This is a genomic window from Mycoplasma paraquilae, assembly GCF_048284415.1.
Lineage (GTDB): Bacteria > Bacillota_I > Bacilli_A > Mycoplasmatales > Metamycoplasmataceae > Mycoplasmopsis.
This window is the reverse complement of record NZ_JBLVZU010000003.1, coordinates 21,890-44,783: the sequence shown is the minus strand read 5'-3', so window position 1 is coordinate 44,783 and position 22,894 is coordinate 21,890. Positions and strand designations below refer to the sequence as shown.

The 22,894-nt window shown below is 28.7% G+C and carries 20 protein-coding genes and 2 rRNA genes; 9 read left to right on the top strand and 13 right to left on the bottom strand.

What is annotated here, in order from left to right:
* Positions 1–9: 9 nt before the first annotated feature.
* The 5 genes from ACNQ12_RS01890 to ACNQ12_RS01870 form a co-directional block, all read right to left on the bottom strand.
* Entirely contained in the window at positions 10–816 is an 807-nt protein-coding gene (locus tag ACNQ12_RS01890; RefSeq protein ID WP_416754558.1) for a PQ-loop domain-containing transporter, read from the bottom strand.
* A 102-nt stretch (positions 817–918) separates the two neighbouring features.
* A complete protein-coding gene (locus tag ACNQ12_RS01885; protein WP_418019602.1) occupies positions 919–1,758 on the bottom strand; it encodes an HAD family hydrolase in 840 nt (279 codons plus the stop codon).
* Positions 1,759–1,862: 104 nt separating this feature from the next.
* Positions 1,863–2,195: a histidine triad protein HinT gene (hinT, locus tag ACNQ12_RS01880; protein ID WP_416754554.1), complete on the bottom strand. Its 333-nt coding sequence runs from the start codon at positions 2,193–2,195 to the stop codon at positions 1,863–1,865.
* The gene (locus ACNQ12_RS01875) at positions 2,195–3,469 is read right to left on the bottom strand and encodes a HinT-interacting membrane complex lipoprotein P60 (protein ID WP_418027521.1); all 1,275 of its coding nucleotides are present in this window, start codon (positions 3,467–3,469) and stop codon (positions 2,195–2,197) included. Before ACNQ12_RS01875 ends, hinT begins: the two co-directional genes overlap by 1 nt.
* Positions 3,469–5,691 carry a HinT-interacting membrane complex protein P80 gene (locus ACNQ12_RS01870; RefSeq protein WP_416754551.1) on the bottom strand — a complete coding sequence of 741 codons (2,223 nt, stop codon included), beginning with the start codon at positions 5,689–5,691 and terminating at the stop codon, positions 3,469–3,471. Before ACNQ12_RS01870 ends, ACNQ12_RS01875 begins: the two co-directional genes overlap by 1 nt.
* A gap of 72 nt (positions 5,692–5,763) precedes the next feature.
* Here ACNQ12_RS01870 and ACNQ12_RS01865 point away from each other — a divergent pair, with 72 nt between their 5' ends.
* A complete protein-coding gene (locus ACNQ12_RS01865) occupies positions 5,764–6,315 on the top strand; it encodes a hypothetical protein (protein WP_416754549.1) in 552 nt (183 codons plus the stop codon).
* Positions 6,316–6,373: 58 nt separating this feature from the next.
* Here ACNQ12_RS01865 and rrf (ACNQ12_RS01860) read toward each other — a convergent pair.
* The 5 genes from rrf (ACNQ12_RS01860) to rpmH form a co-directional block, all read right to left on the bottom strand.
* Positions 6,374–6,479: ribosomal RNA gene (gene rrf, locus ACNQ12_RS01860) — 5S ribosomal RNA — on the bottom strand.
* A 298-nt stretch (positions 6,480–6,777) separates the two neighbouring features.
* Positions 6,778–6,883, bottom strand: a 5S ribosomal RNA gene (gene rrf, locus ACNQ12_RS01855).
* Positions 6,884–7,062: 179 nt separating this feature from the next.
* On the bottom strand, positions 7,063–9,141 hold the full coding sequence (yidC, locus tag ACNQ12_RS01850) for a membrane protein insertase YidC (protein ID WP_416754548.1): 2,079 nt from the start codon (positions 9,139–9,141) through the stop codon (positions 7,063–7,065).
* Positions 9,122–9,466, bottom strand: a complete 345-nt coding sequence (gene rnpA / locus ACNQ12_RS01845) for a ribonuclease P protein component (protein WP_416754547.1) — start codon at positions 9,464–9,466, stop codon at positions 9,122–9,124. Before rnpA ends, yidC begins: the two co-directional genes overlap by 20 nt.
* Before the next feature lie 8 nt (positions 9,467–9,474).
* Complete coding sequence (gene rpmH, locus ACNQ12_RS01840; protein WP_416738532.1) at positions 9,475–9,621, bottom strand: 50S ribosomal protein L34; 147 nt, start codon at positions 9,619–9,621, stop codon at positions 9,475–9,477.
* A 374-nt stretch (positions 9,622–9,995) separates the two neighbouring features.
* Between rpmH and serS the strand changes: the two genes are divergently transcribed.
* Both serS and ACNQ12_RS01830 read left to right on the top strand, forming a co-directional pair.
* Positions 9,996–11,261: a serine--tRNA ligase gene (serS, locus tag ACNQ12_RS01835; RefSeq protein WP_418027497.1), complete on the top strand. Its 1,266-nt coding sequence runs from the start codon at positions 9,996–9,998 to the stop codon at positions 11,259–11,261.
* A gap of 143 nt (positions 11,262–11,404) precedes the next feature.
* Positions 11,405–12,628 carry an HAD family acid phosphatase gene (locus ACNQ12_RS01830; protein WP_418037129.1) on the top strand — a complete coding sequence of 408 codons (1,224 nt, stop codon included), beginning with the start codon at positions 11,405–11,407 and terminating at the stop codon, positions 12,626–12,628.
* Between the two features lie 66 nt (positions 12,629–12,694).
* Here ACNQ12_RS01830 and ACNQ12_RS01825 read toward each other — a convergent pair whose 3' ends face one another.
* The 3 genes from ACNQ12_RS01825 to ACNQ12_RS01815 form a co-directional block, all read right to left on the bottom strand.
* Positions 12,695–12,919: an RNA-binding S4 domain-containing protein gene (locus tag ACNQ12_RS01825; RefSeq protein ID WP_416754544.1), complete on the bottom strand. Its 225-nt coding sequence runs from the start codon at positions 12,917–12,919 to the stop codon at positions 12,695–12,697.
* Entirely contained in the window at positions 12,919–14,046 is a 1,128-nt protein-coding gene (locus ACNQ12_RS01820; RefSeq protein WP_416754543.1) for a DNA polymerase III subunit beta, read from the bottom strand. Before ACNQ12_RS01820 ends, ACNQ12_RS01825 begins: the two co-directional genes overlap by 1 nt.
* Before the next feature lie 134 nt (positions 14,047–14,180).
* Positions 14,181–15,578: a DnaA ATPase domain-containing protein gene (locus ACNQ12_RS01815; protein WP_418019279.1), complete on the bottom strand. Its 1,398-nt coding sequence runs from the start codon at positions 15,576–15,578 to the stop codon at positions 14,181–14,183.
* A 284-nt stretch (positions 15,579–15,862) separates the two neighbouring features.
* Between ACNQ12_RS01815 and ACNQ12_RS01810 the strand changes: the two genes are divergently transcribed.
* The 6 genes from ACNQ12_RS01810 (at position 15,863) to ACNQ12_RS01785 (ending at position 22,675) form a co-directional block, all read left to right on the top strand.
* Positions 15,863–18,088: an ATP-dependent DNA helicase gene (locus ACNQ12_RS01810; RefSeq protein WP_418037132.1), complete on the top strand. Its 2,226-nt coding sequence runs from the start codon at positions 15,863–15,865 to the stop codon at positions 18,086–18,088.
* Entirely contained in the window at positions 18,089–18,640 is a 552-nt protein-coding gene (gene pth / locus ACNQ12_RS01805) for an aminoacyl-tRNA hydrolase (protein WP_416754538.1), read from the top strand.
* Positions 18,627–19,526, top strand: coding sequence for a tRNA lysidine(34) synthetase TilS (tilS, locus tag ACNQ12_RS01800; protein ID WP_418037134.1), 900 nt, complete (start codon positions 18,627–18,629; stop codon positions 19,524–19,526). The genes pth and tilS overlap by 14 nt, the downstream gene beginning before the upstream one ends.
* Before the next feature lie 84 nt (positions 19,527–19,610).
* Positions 19,611–21,746, top strand: a complete 2,136-nt coding sequence (gene ftsH / locus ACNQ12_RS01795; protein WP_418027490.1) for an ATP-dependent zinc metalloprotease FtsH — start codon at positions 19,611–19,613, stop codon at positions 21,744–21,746.
* Positions 21,747–21,779: 33 nt separating this feature from the next.
* Entirely contained in the window at positions 21,780–22,430 is a 651-nt protein-coding gene (locus ACNQ12_RS01790) for an alpha/beta hydrolase (RefSeq protein WP_418037136.1), read from the top strand.
* Positions 22,430–22,675, top strand: a complete 246-nt coding sequence (locus ACNQ12_RS01785) for an alpha/beta hydrolase (protein ID WP_418037138.1) — start codon at positions 22,430–22,432, stop codon at positions 22,673–22,675. Before ACNQ12_RS01790 ends, ACNQ12_RS01785 begins: the two co-directional genes overlap by 1 nt.
* Positions 22,676–22,894: the final 219 nt, after the last annotated feature.

Below are 22,894 nucleotides of genomic sequence, written 5' to 3'. Positions count from 1 at the left end.
ATCAAGCTACTATTTGTTAGCTTGAAGTGAACGATTTACCCCTTTACTTAATAAATGCTTATCATAAAGAGTGAATCCAAGTTGGATGCCGAAGATTGTTAATGAAATTATTTGTCAACATAATCCAGCAATCAATGAACCATAGTTTGGTTTTGCTTCATATGATTGTAATCCCATTCCAAGTCCTCATCAAATAATTCAGATAATGTTGTTTACAACATATAATACATACATTCAGTATGTAACACCTTGTCATTCATTTGTTTTGAATGAGTGATACAATTGTGGTGTAAATGCTAATGTTGTAGCAGCAGGGAAGATAAATCCCATTACTGTAGATGCTGCATCTGGTACTTTAAATAAGTAGTTAGTTGCTTCTCTGTCGTAATCTACAATGTAGAAAGCAATGAATAATGCACCAATTAAATATGTTGCAAGAACACCGATGTATCCTCACATTTTTTTCTTAGCTGAAAATTCTTTTTTATGTTTGTAAAGTAAAATAGTCATAATTCCATTTACATATAAGCTGATTCCGTCAGCAAGCATAACATTAAGCATAGCTTTGTTTAAGTTGTTTGTTGCACCCCAGATAACTCATAATAAGATTCCAACATGGAAAATTCAGAATGAAGTGAAACTTACGTTTCCTGTTCTTTTATCTTTGATAAGTTTAATTAATTGAGGAACACTTAAGGAAATAATTAAAAAAACAGTTAATCAAACAAATACATTAAATGATACATCTAAAGCTTTAGGTGCTTTAGTAACTGCTGTTTGTGCTCCTTCACTAAAAAATTTAACTATATTTTGCATACTGTTATATTTTAACCTATTTTATTTTTTGTATGAATTTATTTTAAACTTATTTCAAAGCAAAATCATCCTTAAAATAAGCTTTAAAAATAAAAAAGATGCTTAGAATAAAGCACCTTCTAATATCTGGTTTAATGTATCCCCAATTGTTCCTGTTTGATGGTCTCCAATAACTAATTTTGCAGCTGCTTTTGCCTCTTGCGTTCCATTACCAACAGCAATTCCATATTTAGCTCCAGCAATCATATTTACATCATTTCCGCTGTCTCCAAAAGCTATTAAGTTTTCTTTGCTTAACCCTAATACTTCTAATACCTTTTCAACACCTGAAAATTTAGAAGCATCTTTTGGGTTAACATCAGTATAAACAGAGTTAGTTAAATAAACAATACATGGTAATCCTTTAGTAGCTTGTCTAATTTCTTCTGTAATTTTTTGTGCTTTATCTGATGGGTTTCTAAGAGCTATTTGGGTAATAACGCTATCTTTTGCTAAAACAACATTTTCTAAGTGTTCTAAAGTAGCAATATTTAAAATATTCATATCCATTATTTGTTCTTGAGACATTCATTTAGGAAAATGATTATTTGGGAGATATGATCCATTATAATCTAAAGTATCTACACTTAAAATTAAGTCGTTTTCTAATGCCTTTTCTTTTAAAATATAGAACACTTTATTAGGTACTGTATTAAGTACATTCACTGTTTTTTTATTAACATCATAAATTAATGCTCCATTTGAGCAAACAATATAATCTACATATTTAATTGTGCCATCTTTTAATATCGGCAATACTTTTTGCAATCCTCTTCCTGTTGCAATTATATTAACATGGCCTTCTTTTTGAACACGTTCTAGTGCCTTCATAGTGTCAGGGTGAATAGTATTATCTTTTCTCAATAATGTTCCATCTAAATCATATGCAAATGCTAATTTCATAAGCCTTCTTTCTATAGTATTTTACTTTATTTTTGCATTTTTAAGCTTCAGCATAAAAAAACCAAAACAACTAGTATATAGGTATTTTGGTTAAAATTATGCAATTATTTATAATCTGATTCACGATATGGTATTACATGGATGTGAGTATGGAAAACAACTTGGCCAGCTGTTTTTCCTGTGTTAATTATTATTTTAAAACCAGGTATTCCTTTTTGAATAATTTCTTTATCAGCCAATTGACGAGCTATTTTCATAGCATATAGAAAATCATCTTCACTATTAGCTAGAATGTTTTCCTCTTGAACTTTAGGTATAACTAGAAAGTGTCCTTCTGTTTGAGGAAAAGCATCATAAATAGCTATTACCTTATCGTCTTCATAAAGAATTTTGCTCGAAATTTCTCTTTTAATAATTTTTGTAAAAATTGAATCCATTATTTAGCAACAATTGCCATTCCTTCTGTTTTTGATTTTAATGCATCATTAACTTTAACGACATATCCTAAAGCTACAAATGCACTTTGTGCTTTCTTGTATAAGTTATCATCACTAACAGCAAGTAATATTCTTAATTGATTTAGATCACTTGCAAATGGTGTATCATCAAATGAAAGAATCTTATTTTCCACTTCTTTTTCTTTGCCATCTTCAGTGGTCTTAGTTTTTACAGTTTTACCAATTGGGGCAATTTGACTCATGTATGCTACATTAATTGTTTTTCCATCAGTAGACGCATGAATTGGACTAGTTAATTGACCTGATTCATTAACTGAAATAATTTTATTATTAATAGCATCATAGAACCCGACAAAGATCTTTTCTTTAGGTGTATTTAATAAATCATCAACTGAATATGATATTTTAAATGAGCTAGGCATAGCCATTAATCCTTTAAATCCACCCATTGTGCTTTGATATGGAGCGGTTTGATTTAGTAATAAAGCACTTGTGGCTATATCACCAGCTGTAGTTGATTTCTTAATTAAATCTTGATATTGGGTGATAGTATTAATTTGGTAATTTCCCATAGTAAAAATGTTGTTTGCATTACTATCTTGATATTGTCATAATTGCACTGTTTTGTTATTTACAACATAGTTAATTAAATTGAATTGATCTAGTTGGAATTTTGTTTTATATAGTGAAGTTGATGAAGAATCAATCTTTTCTAAATCTGCTAAATTGCTGATTTGGAAGTATTTGTTGATTAATAGAATTTTATTAACAGTATATGCTACATTTGTTTGAGGATTGTTATATAACACATTAAATTGGTCTTGATTCAAGTTAGCTTTGTAGTATTTGTTCGCATTTTGTTGAGTATTGGAACTGTCTAAAAAACTGACAAAAGCTTTTTGATCATCACTTGAAAGAATTCCAGCAGCCGCTCAGGTGTTTAATTGTGTTAATAAATAAAATGGATTATGTTTTAAATTCTCATTCGCTACATAAGCTTGATAAGCTGCTAATGCATCAGCTTTATAAGCATCATTTGATGTTAATTCTTTGTCTTGCCCAACTTTATATAAGCTCTTTAAAGTTGCTTGAAGTCATTTTCCTTCAATAATTTGTCCTATAGAATCTTTTGTAAAATCAGCATCTTGCTTTCTTTTAGCATCTGTATCTTTATCAATACCACAAGAGACCATAGCCACAGGCATGATAGCTGCAGGAGCTAATAATAAAGCATGTTTAAATTTAAAATTCATTATTTATCTCCTTTAGCATTTTTTCATAAATTTTGACTTAAATATTGGTAAATTGTATCAAGTGCTGATTTTTCACTCATAGTTGGCTTTTCACCATATGAGTAAACTAATTTAGCCAGACCATCCACAACTTCAAAATTGTAGCTTGTTCCAGTAGCAAATTGTGTTTTAACTCATTTATCAACATTTTTTAATAAATCAAGTAATTGTTGTGTTTGTTTTCCAACAAGCACACTAGCAACTTCTGTTTTGATATTATCCACATCTATATCAGAGTATTTTTTGTTATCGTTCGAAGCATTGTCTTGTGTTTTGATATATGTTAAAAAGTCTGCATTATTTACTAATCCATTTACAATAATTTCAGGTGAAACTTTAGTTGATAATTTATTTGTAACATTAAAGTAAGTCTTGTTACCTGCAGCATAATTCTGAGCATCTTTAGTAATAAATGCTTTAAAGTCTTCTAATGAATTAATTTGATTGTATCTAGCTAATAAAACATCTTTATCAGTTAATAATACATAAGCATTTTCCATGTCACTAACTTTTAGAACTACAGGGACTTTTTTGCTTGCTGCATTACCTTTAGAAGTTTCTACCGCGAAATCCCAGTTATAAAATTGTTTAAAGAATGTAGTCATATCAGCAGTCTTAATATTAGCTACTACTGTGTCAACAACTTTGTTAAATTCATTGACTTTAGCAATTGCTTCTTGCATTGTTTCAGCAGCTTGTGCTTCTTTTAATATCTTTGTATAAGCTGCAATCATTGCTGGTTGTACTGTTGAAGCTGCTGTGATTTCAGTTAATTTTCCAAGCTCAATTGAAGGAATATTATTTACTTGATTATTTCCAAAAATTGCAGTTGCAAATATACCTAAACCTTGATCAATTGAAGTTGCTAATAATTCTTCTGCACTTGTTAAACCACTTGTACCAAGTGTTGAAGCATCGCTTTGTGTTAATGCACCTAAATATGTTTGATATTCAGAAATAGCGTTATTATAAGCATTTAATTCTTGTCCTTGAGCTTGCATTGCATAGTCTTGAGCTGTTTTCATTCCTAATAAAATTGACATATTAGATTTGATTTCAAACTTGTTTCCATTTGGAATAACACTATATTTTAATAAATTGGCAAGCGTTGATTTTTCTTTATCGTCACCTAAAATTCATGGTTGATAAATGTCTGACTTATTAGTTTTTCCTGCTAATTTATAAACTGTAGGTAAAACAATTTTATTCTTGTTAAAGTAGTTTTCGATAAATGGAGTAGGTGATTTTAAATCTTTTACAATTGTAACTTTTCCATCAACCATTTTTGTTTCTACGACAAATGATTTAGTTAATAAAGTTGTTACATTGTTTTTATTATTTGGATCAACAAAATAGTTAACACCTTCTTTAAAGTAAGGGAATACTTTATCACCTTTATTAAATAACACAATTGGTTGCCCATTTGTATCTTTAATTTGATTTCCATTTTCATCTAATTTATAAATTGTTGTATTGGCAGTTCTGTTAATGTAATCCATTGTTTGTTTTTTGTATTCAAGTTGATATCTTCTTTGCGCTTCTGATTCGATTTGCTTAAAGACTAAGTAACTTACAGCTTGAGCTTCATTTAAGCTTTTACCATATTCTTCTTTGCTAATAATTTCATTGAATTGCTTTTCTCAGTTTTCGAATCCATAGTTTTTCTTTAAATTAGATTTTAAATCATCAATTTTAGCTTGAGCATCTTTTTTGATATCACTTAAAGATTTCAGAGCGATTGAGTTATTAACACTTTCTCCTGAAAGCAATGAAGCATTTCAAATTCTTTGGAATTCTTGAGAAGCTTTATATTCTTGTTCATAAAGATATTCAATTGATCTGTGGTAGAAGTCATCAATTTCTTTAGAAACTGTCACATCTTTTGAATTTACAAGTTCTTGCAATGTTCCTGCTGTTGTAGAATTTAATTCTTTACCATCTGGTCCCAAGTATTTCACTACAGGTGTTTTGTTATCAATAGCATCTTTGTAATTTATTTTAGTTACATTGATTGTTAAAGGAATGGTAATAGCTGCAACAATCCCAACAAAGATTGTTGCTCCTATTGCGATAGTGGCCTTATTTCTTTTGGCTTTGTTTGTAGTATTCTTATCATGTTTTTCATCATGTCTATCATTTAGTTCTGTTAAACGCTCAAAGAATGATTTTTGTCTCTTTGCCATTAATACCTCGTTTTCTTAATTTAAAATAATATATTTTAAATTATAGCAAATTTATTAATTTATAATTCTATTATGGAATATAGAGAAATAGTAGAAGCATTTAAATCATTAAATGCTTTGGCAAAAGAAGAAAAATTTGTTTACTCTTTAACTTCTTACTCCTTGCAGCAAGCTTTAAATGGAGAAAAGTTAACTAGCCCAATTACAATAGCAATTTCGTTTTCAGCTTTATTGAAATTAAAGTTTTTTTATCAAGAAAAATTAAATTTACCACCTGATAATTGTTTTGATGATTTCTTTCCCAGTTTACAATTGGGAAATGTAGCTTTTAATTTATACATTCTAACTGAATCTAGTAGAGATATTATTTCTTCTCATTTAATCAAAAAAATACTAGCAAAAGTTAATAAAGGTAAATGATGTGATATTTTATTAGTTTTAGATGAAATTTTTAGTGAAGAACCTTCTATCTGATCATATTTATATAGAGACAACAATGAAATAATTAGATTAGATGGAATCACTCGAATAAATCCATATTATTACAACGTTGTTAAAATTGAAGATGAAGAAGTACCTTATTTAGACTATTTTAAAAATGAAATAAAAAATGGTGTTGTTTAGACACATAACTGTAGAGTAAAGCTCTACTTTTTTATTTCATTTTTAAAAAAGGTAATAAAAAAAGCGACGCCCTATTTTCACATCTCTGCTATCGTCGGCGCTAGAGGGCTTAACTACTGAGTTCGGAATGGTATCAGGTGATCCCCTCTGCTATAATCACTTGTATATATTTTAATACAAAAGTAAAAATAGCAAAGTATTTTTTTAATTTTTTTATATGAAATATTATTTGCTTTTAGACGTTATTTAGATTGTTTTGGAATTTGTTTAAAATAACATAAATTTTAGAAAGAATTTCTTCAAAAAGTTCTTTTTCCTTTAAAAGCAAAAAAGCTATTTTTAAAAAACTTATAAGAATCTCTTATTTTCTTGATTTGATTAGAAATTACATAAACAAGTGTAATGTTGCCTTTTTAATTTTAATTTTTTTATAAAAAAATTATCGCTGTAAAAAAGCAATAAAAAAAGCGACGCCCTATTTTCACATCTCTGCTATCGTCGGCGCTAGAGGGCTTAACTACTGAGTTCGGAATGGTATCAGGTGATCCCCTCTGCTATAATCACTTGTAAAAAGTATATATGAAAATTTGAAATTTCCAAATATATTTTTTTGTTTTTTTCTCTAGTCAAGAGTAGACTTATTATAACACAAGTTTTTAAAATTTTTTAGCTTGTTAAATTAACTTGACATAATTTACAAGTCTATGTATAGCATAAAAAAAATCTAGCCAAAGCTAGACTTTTAAATTATTTTTTTAAGGTTTTAGGCATGTACTTTTGTTTGAATCATCTTGATTGAGTTAAATAATGAATTGCAATCGTTTGTAAGATTGTTCAGATAGAACCGAAAATTCAATAAACTTGCACACCAGCTGAGAACATAACAGTAATTACTGTGAATACAATCATCATAATACGTTGTGTTCTTTCTGATTTCTTCAAGGCTTCAGCTTCTGCAATAGTTGTTCTTCTCTTGAATTTTTTCTTGTTTAATATTCTTGGAATTAACATAGAAAGAATTTGGAAGATAATAACTGCCGCTAATACTCATAAGTAGGCTAATTGTCCATCAAATAGTCTCTTGTATGAAATTGAAGCGAAGTTAACACCAAGTCATGTGGTTTCCTTAATTTCTGGAATACTTTGAATAACCCTTCACATAGCGAAGAAAATTGGCATCGAAAGTATCATAGTTCCGAACTGATCGGCAGGGTTAATATTATACTTACCATATAAAGCTGAAAGTTCTTGTTGTTTTTTCATCTTCATAGCTTTATTTTGTTCTAAGCCTTTATATTTTGCTTCGATAGCTGCTTTTTTGTATTTTAGTTCTTCCATTACTTGTTGCATAACAGTAGCTCTAAAAGTGATAGCTAAACCAATTAAACGTGTTAGTATAATAGCGATTAAAATAGCGATAATTGAGGCTCAACCATCTCATCCAGGCATTGCTTGACGTAATGATTGAATTAATACAGAAAGTGGATAAACTAATAATCCATAGAATGGACCATATGCCCAAGCTTCACCTCAAGTTGTTATTGGTTGGATTGCATAATCACCAGCAAATGGTACTACACCAGCATTTTGTGAATATAGTAAATTTTTATTGTAATCAAATTTAAAATCTGCATTGGCTGATTTTTTAGATTCATTAAATCAATTTGTTGCATTCTCAGGACTTCTGTTAAAGTATTGCAATTGACCTAAGTATTCAGTCATTGTTTTTTGATATTGAAGTAATAAACTATATTGTTTAGGTGTAAGAGTAAATAATGGAGTTTTTCCATCACCTCCATTTAGCTGCCCTTTCTTTTGCTCTTGAGGTATTCCATCTACAAGATTTTTTATAAATTGTGATGGTGTACTTCCTAATTCTTGAGCGAATTTTGAACCTTCACCAAATGAGTATTCATAAAATACTTGAAGGATATCTCTAGCAAACATTCTGTTTGCATTGTATTGAGCTTCAGCTAAGTTGGTTTTATCATCTTTAACTACAATATTATCTGGTGTATTTACTTTTTGAACACCTGAAATATTAGAAATTAAGATATTTCCATTTGAATCTTTAACAGGAACAACTACTGATGAAACTTTGCCATCTTTATCTGTAACTGACATTGTTTGTCTTAATGGTACTAAGAAAAGTTGGTCCATGTTCGCTAAAAGTTGTCCTTTTTTGTCACCTTCTACTTCATATTTGTAAGCAAATACATAAATATCGCTTGTTTTTGCGTTTGAAACATATTGGTATTGTGATGATGTTTGTGATCTGAATAAATATTTTGGAGTTTCATTACCATTTGCTTTTGTTCCAAAGATACTATTTTTAGCAGTATCTAAATTTAAATCTGTTAAGGATTTAGCATTTGGTAGTTGGAAAGCAACTAAATATTTTCCAGGATCAGCGTATGTCCCACCATTTGTTTCTGTTTGTTTTCTTAGTGCTTCTAAAACTTTAGAATCACGTAAAAAGAAGTTAGCTTCTGTATCATTTGTTAGCAAACTATAAGTGTAATTTGACTCTTGCTTATTGTCACCATTTTCGTTAGATACATAATCAACTTTTTCTTCTTTTTCTTTTAAAGTATTAACTCTAGGGGCGATGTCGTTTGGATTTCTATAAAACTCAATCCCGTTCCCTACGTTATATGAATTTTTTAATGCAAACGCTTGCACACACCCTGTAATTGTTAATCCAAAGACAAAGACATAGAAGACAATCTTAAATCATTTTAAGAATTTCTTTCACCCTTCTTTTCTTTTTTCTTTAGGATCATTACTATTGGTAAAATATTGAAAATTATTGTTTGCTTTTTTCATTTTTCCTAAATTTCTCAAAGATTTTAGTGATTGCATCTTTTTTAGTTGCATAATCTGTTTCAATAAAATCTTTGCGAACAATTAACACAAAATCATAATTTAAATCATATAAATTTAATTCGTGTACTATTGCCCTTAATTGTCTCTTGTATAAATTACGACCAACTGCATTAGCAAACTTTTTAGGAACTGTTATTCCAGCCCTAAAAGATTTGCTTTTTATTGAATAAACAATTAGATATTTATTCGCCAGACAATTTTTCTTGCCTGAGTTTAATACATTGTTAAATTCTCAGTTTTTTCTAAGTCGATATTGTTTTTTCATTTTAGAAATTATTTATCAGAAACTGTTAATCTTTTTCTACCTTTAGCTCTTCTTCTAGCTAATACTTTTCTTCCGTTAGCTGTTTCCATTCTAGCTCTGAAACCATGTACTTTAGCATGTTTACGCTTGTTTGGTTGGTAAGTTCTTTTACTCATATTTTCTCCTCCTATTGTGATGATTTTTCAATAATTATATAAGCGTGTTTATATTATACACAAAAAGACTATTTTAATATATACAAAAAAGCTAGTATTCTGGGTTGTTTTTTAGTATTTTTATAACTTATTCCTAGAACTAAAAATTTGTGACTTCTTATAATAAGAAAAAAATATTTTGAAATATATCTCTTTTTCCACTTATCACTACATAAAAATATTCAGCCTATGAAAAAAAGTTATTTTAATGGTTTTTTAAAACAATTTTATCTATTTAAATCTCGATTTACCAATAATAAGTAAAAGCTAATAATGTAAGCTCTTTATTCTATTTAAATTGTTGTATAATATCCACATTAGAATAAGAGGTTTAAATGTTAAATTTAAAATATGTTTTAAACAATGAAGAAAAAGTTAGAAAAAACCTAGAAAATAGAGGTTTTGATATAAAAATATACGATGAATTTGTTTCACTAGCAAAACAACGTGGACAAATGATGAATCAAGCTCAAATGAAGAAGGCTGAATTAGGTAAATTGTCAAAAGAATTTGGAACATTAAAAAATCAACCTGAAGCTCTCGCTCAATTAAAAGAACAAATTGCTCAAATTAAAATTCAAGAAGCTAAACTTACTTCTGATGCAGATGCATTGAACAGCAGAATTGAAGAATTAATTTTACAAATCCCTAATGAAACTTTACCCGAAGTGCCTGTTGGTGCAGATGAAAATGATAATATTGTTTTAGCCGAACACCCAAATTTAGGACGTGGATTAGTTAAAGGTGTTTTACCTCACTACGAAATTGCTAAAAATTTAGATATCATTGATTTTGAACGTGCTGTTAAATTATCAGGGTCACGTTCAGTGGTTTATAAAAATGCTGGTTCAAAACTTGTTAGAGCATTAATTAACTTTATGCTTAACTTACATACATCAAAAGGGTATAATGAATTTAATACTCCTGTAATTGTTAAAGAAAAAATGTTATACGGAACCGGTCAATTACCTAAATTTAAAGAAGATCTTTATAAAATTGATGGGGCAGACGAATATTTAATACCAACAGCCGAAGTTACATTAACAAATATTTACAATGATGAAATTGTAGACTTAAGTACACCTTTTAGAGCTACTGGATACACAGAATGTTTCAGATCAGAAGCTGGATCATCAGGTAAAGATACTCGTGGAATTTTAAGACAACATGAGTTTAAGAAAATTGAATTAGTTAAGGTAACAAATGAAAAAGATGCTATTAGAGAATTTGAAGCAATGCTTGAAGATGCTAAAGATGTTTTAGAAAAACTAGAAATCCCGTACCGTGAATTATTATTATGCAGTGGTGATTTAGGATTTTCATCACGTAAAACCATTGATTTAGAATTATGATTACCTTCAGAAGAAAGATATAGAGAAACATCTTCTGTAAGTTACATGGGTGATTTCCAAGCTCGTAGAGCTATGATTAGATATAGAGATGAAGATGGAAAAACTCAATACGCACACACAATGAATGGTTCTGGCCTTGCTGTAGATAGAGTTATTGCTGCAATCTTAGAAATTTATCAAAATGCTGATGGAACTATTACTGTGCCTAAAGTATTAATACCTTATATGGGGATGGAAATTATTAAATAGTGTATTATCAACACTATTTTTTTATATTTTTGCTTATTTTTAAAAATGTGGAACAAAAAATTTCCACATTTTTTTATTTTGTTATACAAGCCTACAGAAGTAGTAGTATTTAATTGTAATGATTTATTTACAAGGAGAAAAAAATGAATAAAATTACAAAATCATTCATGACACTAGCTGCTGCTGGTGTTACAATTGCTCCAGTTGCTGCAGTTGTTTCATGTAATGATACAGAATCTAAAAAAGTTGATGAACTTAAAAAAGAAATCGAAAAAGTAAAAGCTGATAAAACAGCTTCAGAAACCAACTTACAAAACCAAATTAACACACTTCAAGCTGATAAAAAAGTTGTTGAAAGTAAATTAAAAGATGCTATCGATCGCTACAACACAGTTTCATTAGCATCTTCAAATGCGTGAAATAGTATTTCAGCCGAAAAAGAAGCTATGGGGCGTGAAGTTTACGCACATGCAACAAGATTATTTGATAAAATGATCACTCAACCAAATGTTACACTAAAAAACATTAATAAAGAAGGTGACAAAGTAGTTGTAACTGCTACAGAAGAAGGTAAATTTATTCCTGTTGTATTTATGGATTTAGATGAAACAGTTTTAAATAACTTTGCATTTCAAAACTACTTAGTTACACACAACACATTCTTCTCACCCGCATTATGAGGAGACTTTGTATCACAAGCAATTTCTAAAGAAGTAGCAGGGGCAATTGATTTTATTAAACATGTTTGAGATAAAGGTGGAGTTGTTATGTTTAACTCAAACAGAGATCAAGGGCCTCAAACCCAACAATCGTTAGATAACTTAGTTAAATTAGGATTAGATGCTAAATTAATGCCAGATTGAATTTGGTGAATGCAAGGTACGGATAAAGTTGATGCTAAAACATTTGATCAAGCACACAGAAATGTAAGAGTATCTAAAGAAGAAAGAATGCACTGAATTAACACACACAAATTAACAATTGATAATGTCCAAGCACAATTTAAGGTTGTTATGCGTGTTGGAGATGATATTTCAGACTTTAATGACAACTTCAGTAAAAAAGCTAAAATCACAAACAAAGAAGTTGTTGCTGCTTTAAAAAACAAAGAAATTAACTATGGTAAACTATTTGGAAATGATAGTTTAGATGTTAAATCTGTTTACTATGATAAAGATAAAAATGAATGAGTTAATGAAGACTTCGCTGCAAGTTATATTTTAATCCCAGGAAACACTTCTTATGGTAGTTGAGTTAAACAAGCAGTTGGATCAAGCAAATTTAACTTTGATAAAATCAATGAATCATTAGAAAAAGAAGGTTGAGTATTCACTCCTAAAAGTTCTACAACAAACTCAAATAAATAGAGTAATTCATTAAGGTACAGTTGAGACTGTATCTTTTTTATATAAAAATAAGCCTATGCTATAGACTTATTCGTTATTAGTATCTGCTGAAGCTATTGTATAAAGTGAATCATTAACTCAAACAACATCACCGACTTTTATTTTAGAACTTCTCCCTTTAGGAATTTGACCATTTATTTTAATTTCATTATATTTAATAAAATCCTTTGCTTGACCACCTGTATCAATTTCATCTATTTTTTTAAGGAATTGAGATAGTTTAATACTATTTCCCGTAATTCTGATAGTCATTATTTATTGTAATACTTTCTCATAGGTGTGATTAATTGAATGTGGTTAGGATCATTTTCTGAAATGAATAAGATTTTATCTTCATTTTGAGATATGAATATATTTAACATCCCTGAATCTAAAGCAGAAACTGCTTCTTTGACATAAGTATAGTTAAAGTCTATTTCAACTTCTTTTCCTTCTACTATTTCTAAGGCATTTGAAACTGCATTAGCTGTTCCAATTTCAGGTACATCATAAATAATTTTCAATTCATGATTTTCAAAATAAAATTCCATTTTCTTATCTTTATCTGTTTGATAGAATAATGCTTTATTTAATGTTTTTAAAAGTTCTTCACGTTCAATTTTAAAGTTTCTTGTATATTTAACTTGGAACAATGATGAAACATCAATATATTGAGTTTTATTAACCGAAGTTCAAATAACAGTGTTTTCATACGCAACCCCAATTTTATCTTTATTAAAGAATAAATCAACTTGTTCAGGCGCATCTTTTGTAATAAGTTTTTTTAGATTTCTTGCATCAATAGTTAAATCAATTGTAACTGGTTTATCTATTTGAATAATTTCAGTTGATAATCTATATGAATCTGTAGCTAAAAATCTTAATTGTGTTGAGTTATTAGCAGAAATATTAATACATTTATATATTAATGAATTTAATCTATCATTTGAAGCACTTGTTGATGTAGAGACATCTGAAATAACTTTTTCAAATAAATGAGATTTAATTGATACTCTATTATCTGTATCTTCAAAATCAATATCAGGATAAACACCTGCATTTAATTTAGTTAATGTAAATAATGTAGAACCTTCATAAATATTAATTAAATTTTCTTTAGCATCAAAAGTAATTTCTTTATCAAATTTTTTAATAATATTTTTTAATAAATTTGCTGATAGATAAAAGTTACCTGATCTTTCTACTGTAATCTCTCTATTATCAACTGAAATAACTTTTTTAGCTGCTAATGTAGAAGAAGCACCAATTAATGTTAGTTTTTCTGAATCAATTTTCATATAAACACATCTAAATGGTATAAATGTATCATTGCTATCTATATAGGTAGATAAAAATTCTACTAGTTGGTCGATTTTAGGTTTTGAAATTGTGAATTTCATAAAACCTCCTTTATATAAATAATATATCTTGTGGATATGTGGATAACTACAAAATGCTTAATTTAAGACTTAATTAATGCAAAAAATAATCTTTTTACTATTTTTTAGCCAAATAACATCTTGTGGATATCTTGTTAATTAATTTTATAAATCTGATTTTTTAATTCTTGTATTGTACGTTTTAAAGATTCGTCATCTGATTCTTTGAATTTACGTAAAGCATTTAAAACTGTTGAGTGATCCTTTTTAAATACTTTTCCGAGTTCAGTAGATGAATAGTCTAACTGAATTGATATCATATACATTGCTATATGACGAGCTACAACTATTTCAGCCTTTCTAGAGTTAGATAAAATATCTTTAACTGGTATTTTATAATATTTGGAAACAGCTTTAATAATTATATCTGGTGTGATATTTTCTTGTTGCTGAATAACATCTTCAAAAATATTGGTAATAGTTTTATAAACATATTCTTGTGGTGTGTTTAAAATATCTTGTTTATAGTGAGAAATCCTTTTAACTGCACCAAGTAATGTTCTAATTGAAGCAGTGTGATTTCGGATAATAAACTCTTTAGCTTCTTCTGAAATTAGGTTATTACTTAAATCAATATCATCTAAGAAAAAGTCTAATAATTTTGATAAATCATCAATATCTGGTTGTTTAATTTTAGTAATAAATCCTGATTGAAAGCGAGTGATTAAACGATTGTCAAACATAGATGAAATCTGATTAATGTCTTTATCACTACAAAAAACAGTAATCTTATTTCGCTCCATACGACCATCTAAAATTTGAAAAATAAAATCCTTAGTTGATTTTTTATTACCTTCTCCAAAAAGCTGAAAATCATCGAATAACACTAGGTCATAGTTATAAACGAGATTTTTATGAATAGAAAGTAATTTCTTTTGATCATTCTCTTTTAATAAGCTAGTTAATGAATTAGTAAAGGTATTAGGATTAACTAAGAAAACTTTTTTATCTTGTTCAATAAAGCTGTTTTCTAGTGCTTTAAGTAAATGAGTTTTACCTAAACCAGAATTACCAGAAATAAATAAGACATTAAATGTATATTCTCCATCAGCAATAGTCTTACAAATATTTAAAGCTTCGCGATTAAATTTACTTTCAACATAATTATCAAAAGTGTATTGCGGATTAGTTTGATTAGATTTCTTAACAAGACTATCAGCTTTTTTAATAACTTTTTCTGCAGTTTTGGCTGCTTCTAAATGTTCTTTATCAACAATCTTGAATGAAACTCCTTCTCCGAATACTTCGTTTACAGCTTTAACAAATGTGTTGTTGTAATATTTTTTAAAGTTGTGTAAATCAGGGTAAACTTTTGGAAAAAATATAACAACTTCATTGTTTTCAAATGACATAATTTTTAAGTTTTTAAAAAATGTTCTAAAGAGCATATTATCTTGAACCTCGTTCTTCATATACTCAATAAATACATCATTATAAACATTCAGTTTTACGGTGTCATTATCGATTTCATTGTTTTTTTCTAATATATTCATGTCTAAATTTTATAAGTTTTTGCATAGTATGTTAATAAATATATAATTAAAGAGATAAATAGTGAGTTATTCACAAGATTATTCACAACTTATAGCCCTAAAAAACAGACTTAAAGGTTATTATCCACAATTATTTAAAAATAATTTTATTTACTTGTGAATAAAAAAGATTTATCCACAGTTTAAAAAGTGGAAAAACTTGTGGATAACTATAAGGTATAAAGCTGTGATTAAAATATTTTTTAGTAATATAAAAAAATAAAAACATTATAATTTAAATAATTATGGCAGAATCAGTATTTAGAGGAAAATTTGCAAAGATTTTAAGTGGCTCAAAAGATCAAAATTGGGCATTTTTATTATTCAGATCAGATAGTTCAAATATGAATTATCCTGTTTATTGTAGGGGTAATGTACCTGATTTGTTTACTGAATATGAAATCACAGTTAGTGAAAGTCCAAAAAATAAAAATTCATTTATTTTAAAAGCCTATGTACCTGTTATGGAGGAAAGAGAAATTAATTGAGAAGACTTAATTTCGAAAAATGTTCCTAATGTCGGAAAAATGTCTGCCAAAAAGATGGTTGATGCTTTCGGAGGTAACTTATTTAAATTAGTTGCTGATTTAGAAGTGAATGAAGATAAATTACTATCAGTTATGAGTAGTAAGCAATTAAATTCATTAGTTAAGTATTATAGCGATAATGAAACACGTATTAAAGCTCTTATGGGTGTATCTGATGAAGAACACAATAATATTCAATTTTTCTATTCAAGAAACATGTCCGACTTACTAGAAGTGTTAAAAAAACACCATAAAAATGAAGAAATGGACTTTGTAGATTATTATAAAAATCAAAACCCTTATTTACTTTATTTAAATAAAGTTTATCCTTCATTACCAGTAATTGATGAATTTGCTATTGAAATTGGTTGAGATTTGGGTTCTATAAATCGTTTTGAAGCTTATTTAGATGATATTATGGAACAACTTGAAAATGATAATTCAACTTTAATCCCATATGAGTATATTGTGGAACAATTGAGATTTATATTCGATTACGATATAACTCGAATTTATGAATATATCGAATATTTATCAGCGCATGATAAATTAGTTAAATCATTTGACCAAAATCATAATGTTTATTTATCACGTAAACAAACAGTCGATAAAGAGAAGTTTATCGCAGCGAAACTAAAATTTTTAGCATCAGGACCAAACAAAATTCATTTAAATTCTAAAAGTGATTATGAATTAAGTCAATTATCCGAAAACCAAAAACAAGGATATTACAATTTTATTAATTCTAATGTTTCTATAATTTCAGGTGGGCCTGGAACAGGGAAAACATTTATTATCAAACATATTTTTGATACTTTAGAGAAAAGTGAGTTAACTTTAGATGTTGATTACGCTATTTTAGCGCCTACTGGTAGGGCTGCAACTAATATTACTTCTAAAATCAATAGTAGAGTAAGAACAATACATAGTTTTTTAAGAATCGCTAATACATCAGAAGAAATTTCATTAGATCACTTAGAAACTTTAAAAGAAATGAAAGTAATAGTGATTGATGAGTTTTCAATGGTTGATATTAATTTATTTGACAAGTTATTAAATGCGTGTCCAGCACTGGAAAAAATCATTTTAATTGGAGATGTTGATCAACTTCCTCCGATTGGACCTGGTGATTTATTGAGAGAAATAATTAAATCTAATAAATTTTCAGTAACATTTTTAAATGAATTTTTTAGAAGTGATTCTGTTTCAATTTGAAAACACTTTACTGAAATCAAGAATAATGGTATACCTGAATTTAAAAAAGATGAAGTTGATTTATATCAAGCAGAAGATGAATTAGTTACTGAAAAGATTGTGCAAATTTATAAAAAACAAGTTGAAAAACATGGTTTAGAAAATGTTATACTCCTATGTCCAACTTATAAAGGTGATTTTGGGCTTTTTGAAATCAATAGACTCATTCAAGAAGAAATCAACCCAGATAATGAAACATTTTTATCATATAAAAGAAACGGGAGAAGTGTTAATTTTAGAATTGGTGATAAAGTTATTCAACTCGAAAATAGACTCGATGAAGATATTTGCAATGGAGATATAGGGTATATTGATAGCGTTGAATATACAGTGGGTAAAAACAAGAAAAAAGAAGTTTCACATATTTTTGTAACTTTTAAACGAGCTAACAATTGAAAGACAACAATTAAATATTCAAAAGGTGAATTTAATGAACAAATAAGCCTTGCATATGGAACAACAATACACAAATTCCAAGGTAGTGAGCTCGATGTAATTATCTTTTTAGTCCACCCAAGTCATAAACGTATGTTAAGTAAAAAATTACTTTATACAGCAACATCCCGTGCAATGAAAAACTTAATTATTGTAACAAATACACAAACAAATTACAGTGAGGTTATTTTAAGAAGTAATGTATATGAAAAACCTATACTTACTCACTTTGCCTATTTTGTTAAAGGAGATTAAATGAAATTAATAGTAGGATTAGGAAATCCAGGTGATCAATATAAATTTACTCGTCATAATGCAGGGTTTCTCACAATTGACAAAATTTGTAAGAAATTACAAGTTGAACTTAATAAAAATAAATTCAATGGTGTTTATGCAAAAGTTGATGATTTAATCATCGCTAAACCTTTAACGTATATGAATGATTCAGGTTTATTTGTTGCTGGAATTTGTAATTTCTTCAAAATCTCACCAGATGATGTAATGGTTATTCATGATGAAAAGGACTACCCACTAGGAAAAAGCACGATAAAAGTGGGTGGATCAGGTGGCTCACATAATGGTGTAATAAGTATTATTAATGAGCTAGGCTCACAAGATTTTAAAAGGTTAAAAATAGGAATCACAACCCCTCACCAATCAGCTCTTAGAGATTTTGTTTTAGGTAAATTTACTACTGAACAAATGCAAGTTTTAGAACCAATTCTAGATAACGCCGCAAATGCTGCTATATCATTTGCTTTCAATGATATTTACACAGTAATGAATAAATACAATGCTAAAAAATAAATTTTTAAATGATTCAAATAATAAATATTTAATAGCAGTAAGTGGTGGTTCAGATAGTATGTTCTTGCTAGATAGATATAAAAAATACAATGTCGTAGTAGCGCATGTTAATTATCATCAACGTGATGATAGTGGAATCGAGACTGATATTGTTAAAAAATATTGCGCAAGATACAAAATTCCTCTTTTTATCTTAGAGTTAAATAAAGAAGACTATACAAGCGGGAATTTTGAAGATTGAGCACGTAAAAAGAGATATCAATTTTTTAAACAGGTTTATGATGAACAAAAATGTAATTATTTATTAATCGCACATAATAAAGACGACTTTTTTGAAAGTGCTATGATGGCGCGTGAGTCAAATCGTCAAAAAGATTTTTTTGGAATCAAGAAATACAACAACATTTATGGAATGAATGTTTATAGACCATATGTTAACAAGTATTGAAAAGATTATATAGCCCACAAATGTATTTATGAGCGAATACCATTCCACATTGACTCATCTAATTTAAAACAGCAATATACTAGAAATAAAATTAGAATGACATATCGCAATCATGTTTTACTAAAAAGCGTGTGAGTGTGATATTTTAGAATTAAAAATAGTAAATTAAGAATAAAGCAAATTAAAGTTCAGCATGAGTACAAAAAATGAGAAAAAAGTCTTTATTCTCAAGATACATTTAAAAAATTAAACTTAAAAGAAGAGCTTATTTATAAGTTTATAAATTCTAATTATGATTGTGTTAATCTAACATCTGGAAAAATTCGTTCAATTGTAAATTTTGTATTATCCCACAATCGAACTGCAACTTACAAATTAGATAATAATGATTATATTTTTAAAGAAAAAGGCCATTTAATAGCAAAAAACAACAAATAATATTAGCAAGGAAATAATTCATTTGCTAATATTATTTTTTTAAATAAAAGTATATAATTGAATAATAAAAAAAGAAAGGACAAAATGGATACAAAAAAGAAAAAAAGATGAACTGGTATTATAACAACTATTGTTATTTTATTAGCACTTGGAATTATGACTTACTTAATTGTAACCAAAGTTAATGCTGCTACAGTTTGAACTACATCTGAATTTGTTAATAAATTAAATACTGCTAACACTTCTATGATGAATGTTCCTGGGGCAGGATATTTCCAAGAAATAGTATTTAATCCATATCAAAATTCTATATCTGGAATTTATGTACATAGTGAGACTGTAAATAATCAAGTGATACAAGTTGTAGATAAATTTACAACTGGAGGAAGTTCTGCTTTATTATCCGACTTAATTAATGGAAAATTAGCAGACAAATTGGCTACTGCTACAAATACATATAATGTGTTACCAGCACCTAGTCAAAGCTTTTTTGCTGCATATATCTTGCCATTTTTACCTACTTTAATCTTTATTTTACTTATGGTTCTATTATTTAGATACCAAATGAAGATGATGAATGGTCAAGGGTCAAGTATGTTCGGTGATAAAAGTCCTGCTCAAATTATTAAATCAGACAAAAAATTCTCTGATGTTGCAGGAAACAAAGAGCCAATAGAAGAAATTAGTGAAATTGTTGACTACTTAAAGAATCCTAAAAAATACGAAATCTCAGGAGCTAGAATGCCCCGTGGTATTTTACTTGGAGGACCTCCAGGAACTGGTAAGACTTTACTTGCTAAAGCAACAGCTGGAGAAGCTGATGTTCCATTTTTCTTCGTATCAGCATCTAACTTTGTTGAGTTATTTGTTGGTATGGGGGCTAAAAGAGTTAGACAAGTTATTGCAGAAGCTAGAAAGAACGCTCCTGCAATTGTGTTTATAGATGAATTAGACGCAATCGGTAGAACTCGTGGAAGTGGTATTGGTGGAGGTCACGATGAACGTGAACAAACCTTAAACCAATTACTTGTTGAAATGGATGGTATTAAAGAAAACTCTGGATTACTATTTATTGCTGCAACTAACCGTACAGATGTTCTCGATCCAGCATTAACAAGACCTGGTCGTTTTGACAGAATTATTACAGTTGGATTACCTGATGTTAAAGAACGTGAAGAAATTTTAAAACTACACGCTAAAGGTAAACGTTTTGCAAGTGATATTACATTTGACAATGTAGCAAGAAGAACACCTGGATTCTCAGGTGCTCAATTAGAAAATGTTATTAATGAATCTGTGTTACTTTCTATTCGTGAAAATACTGGAGTAATAACAAGAGATCAAATAGATGAAGCTATTGATAGAGTAATGGCAGGACCTGCTAAAAAATCTAGAACAATTACTCGTGAAGAATTAACAATGGTTGCTTACCACGAAGCGGGACATGCTGTTGTTGGTATTAAGGTTCCCGGAGGAAATAAAGTTCAAAAGATTACTATTATTCCTCGTGGACAAGCTGGTGGATATAACTTAATGATGCCAGAAAATGAAAAATACAACTACACTAAGGAAGAATTATTAGCTTCTATTGCAAGCTTTATGGGTGGTAGAGCAGCAGAAGAAATTATTTATGGTGAAGATAAGATTTCAACAGGTGCTTCTGACGATATTGCTAAAGCCACAACAATTGCTCGTAGAATGGTAACTGAATTTGGTATGTCTGATTTAGGACCTATTAAATATCAGGAAGAAGAAGGATCACCATTCCTTGGAAAAACATTAGCAACTTCATCTTCACTATCAAACCAAATTAGTCATGAAATTGACTTAGAAATAAGAAAAATCATGTTGGAAGCTAAGAGATTAGCAACACAAGTTATTAAAGATAATCCTAAATTACTAGAATTAATCAAAACATTACTTTTAGAAAAAGAAACTATTGTAGCAGAAGAAATAGACTACATTGCTACTCACTTAGAATTACCTCCTAAGAAGGTGGAAAATAAAGAAGAAAATGCTCAACCTTTAAATTTGGATGAATTAATTAAAATGACATCTCAATCAGGAGAATTAAATCAAAGTCAAACTGAAGCTAAAACATTTAATAATGATGAAGAGGCTATTAAAGCCAGACAAGAAGAAATATCAAAAGCTCGTGAACAAGCAAACCTTGATTTAAGAGCTAAAGAAATTGAAGACGCGAGAAATAAAGACAAATAATTCTATGTTGCTTTTACAACATAAGGAGTAAATATGGAAGAAATTATTCTTGAAGCACATGATGGATACAAATTATCTTTGCGTTTATATGAGGTGGCAAATCCTAAAGGATATATACAATTAATACACGGCATGGAAGAACACCAAGGACGCTTAAGTTATTTAGCTAATAAACTGAATGCAGCTGGTTATACAGTATTAACTAGTGACATGCGTGGTCATGGTCCAAATGCTCCAATTCATGGTTTTTTTGCCATAAAAGATGGTGATAAAGTGTTACTGGATGACTATAAATTGATAACAAAATGATTTGCTCAACGTTATAACCAAGATCAAATTATTATTTATGGTTTTTCTCTAGGAACCTTGATAATTAGAAACTTATTAAAAACAGAATCTAAATACTATAAAAAAGTTATTTTAGCTGGTTATCCACCGTATCGTAGTGCAATTCCTTTTGGGATAGCACTTGCAAAATTATTACAAGTCATTAATGGTCCAGAAGCATACTCAAACTTAATTAATGTACTCGGCTTTGCTTCTTTTAATAGAAAAATAAAACATCCACGAACACCAATTGATTGGATGTCAAGAAATCAACAAAACATAGAAGACTATTTAGAGGACAAAAATTGTGGATTAGGCTTTTTAGAGTTGCTGGGTTTAAGGATATTTTTAAGCTAATGAATGGCATCAAAAATACAAAAGAATATCGCAATATTAATAATTGTCCAATTCTTTTGATTCGAGGTTCAGATGATCCAGTAACTTATGGATTTAAAGGCGCAAAATGATCTCAAAATCAACTAAAAAGTATTGGATTTACTAATTTGCAAGCAATTGATTATCCAAATTGCAGACACGATATAATACATGAAGAAATTAAGGACTATGTAATAAAAGATATAATTGATTTCATAGATAAATAAATATCATAGATTGGCTCAAGGTTACTTGAGCTTTTCTTTTTACTAAAAAATTATCAAAAATAAATACGCTATTTTAAATACTAAAAAAGTCCTCAAATTAAAGGCGTCTAACAATACTGCGCAAAACCTAAAAGGATTGCTAAAATAGCAATTTAGCGCTTTAAATAAAACAAAAACTTCTAAGGTGTGAATAATTTTTATTACCAAGCTTTATTATAA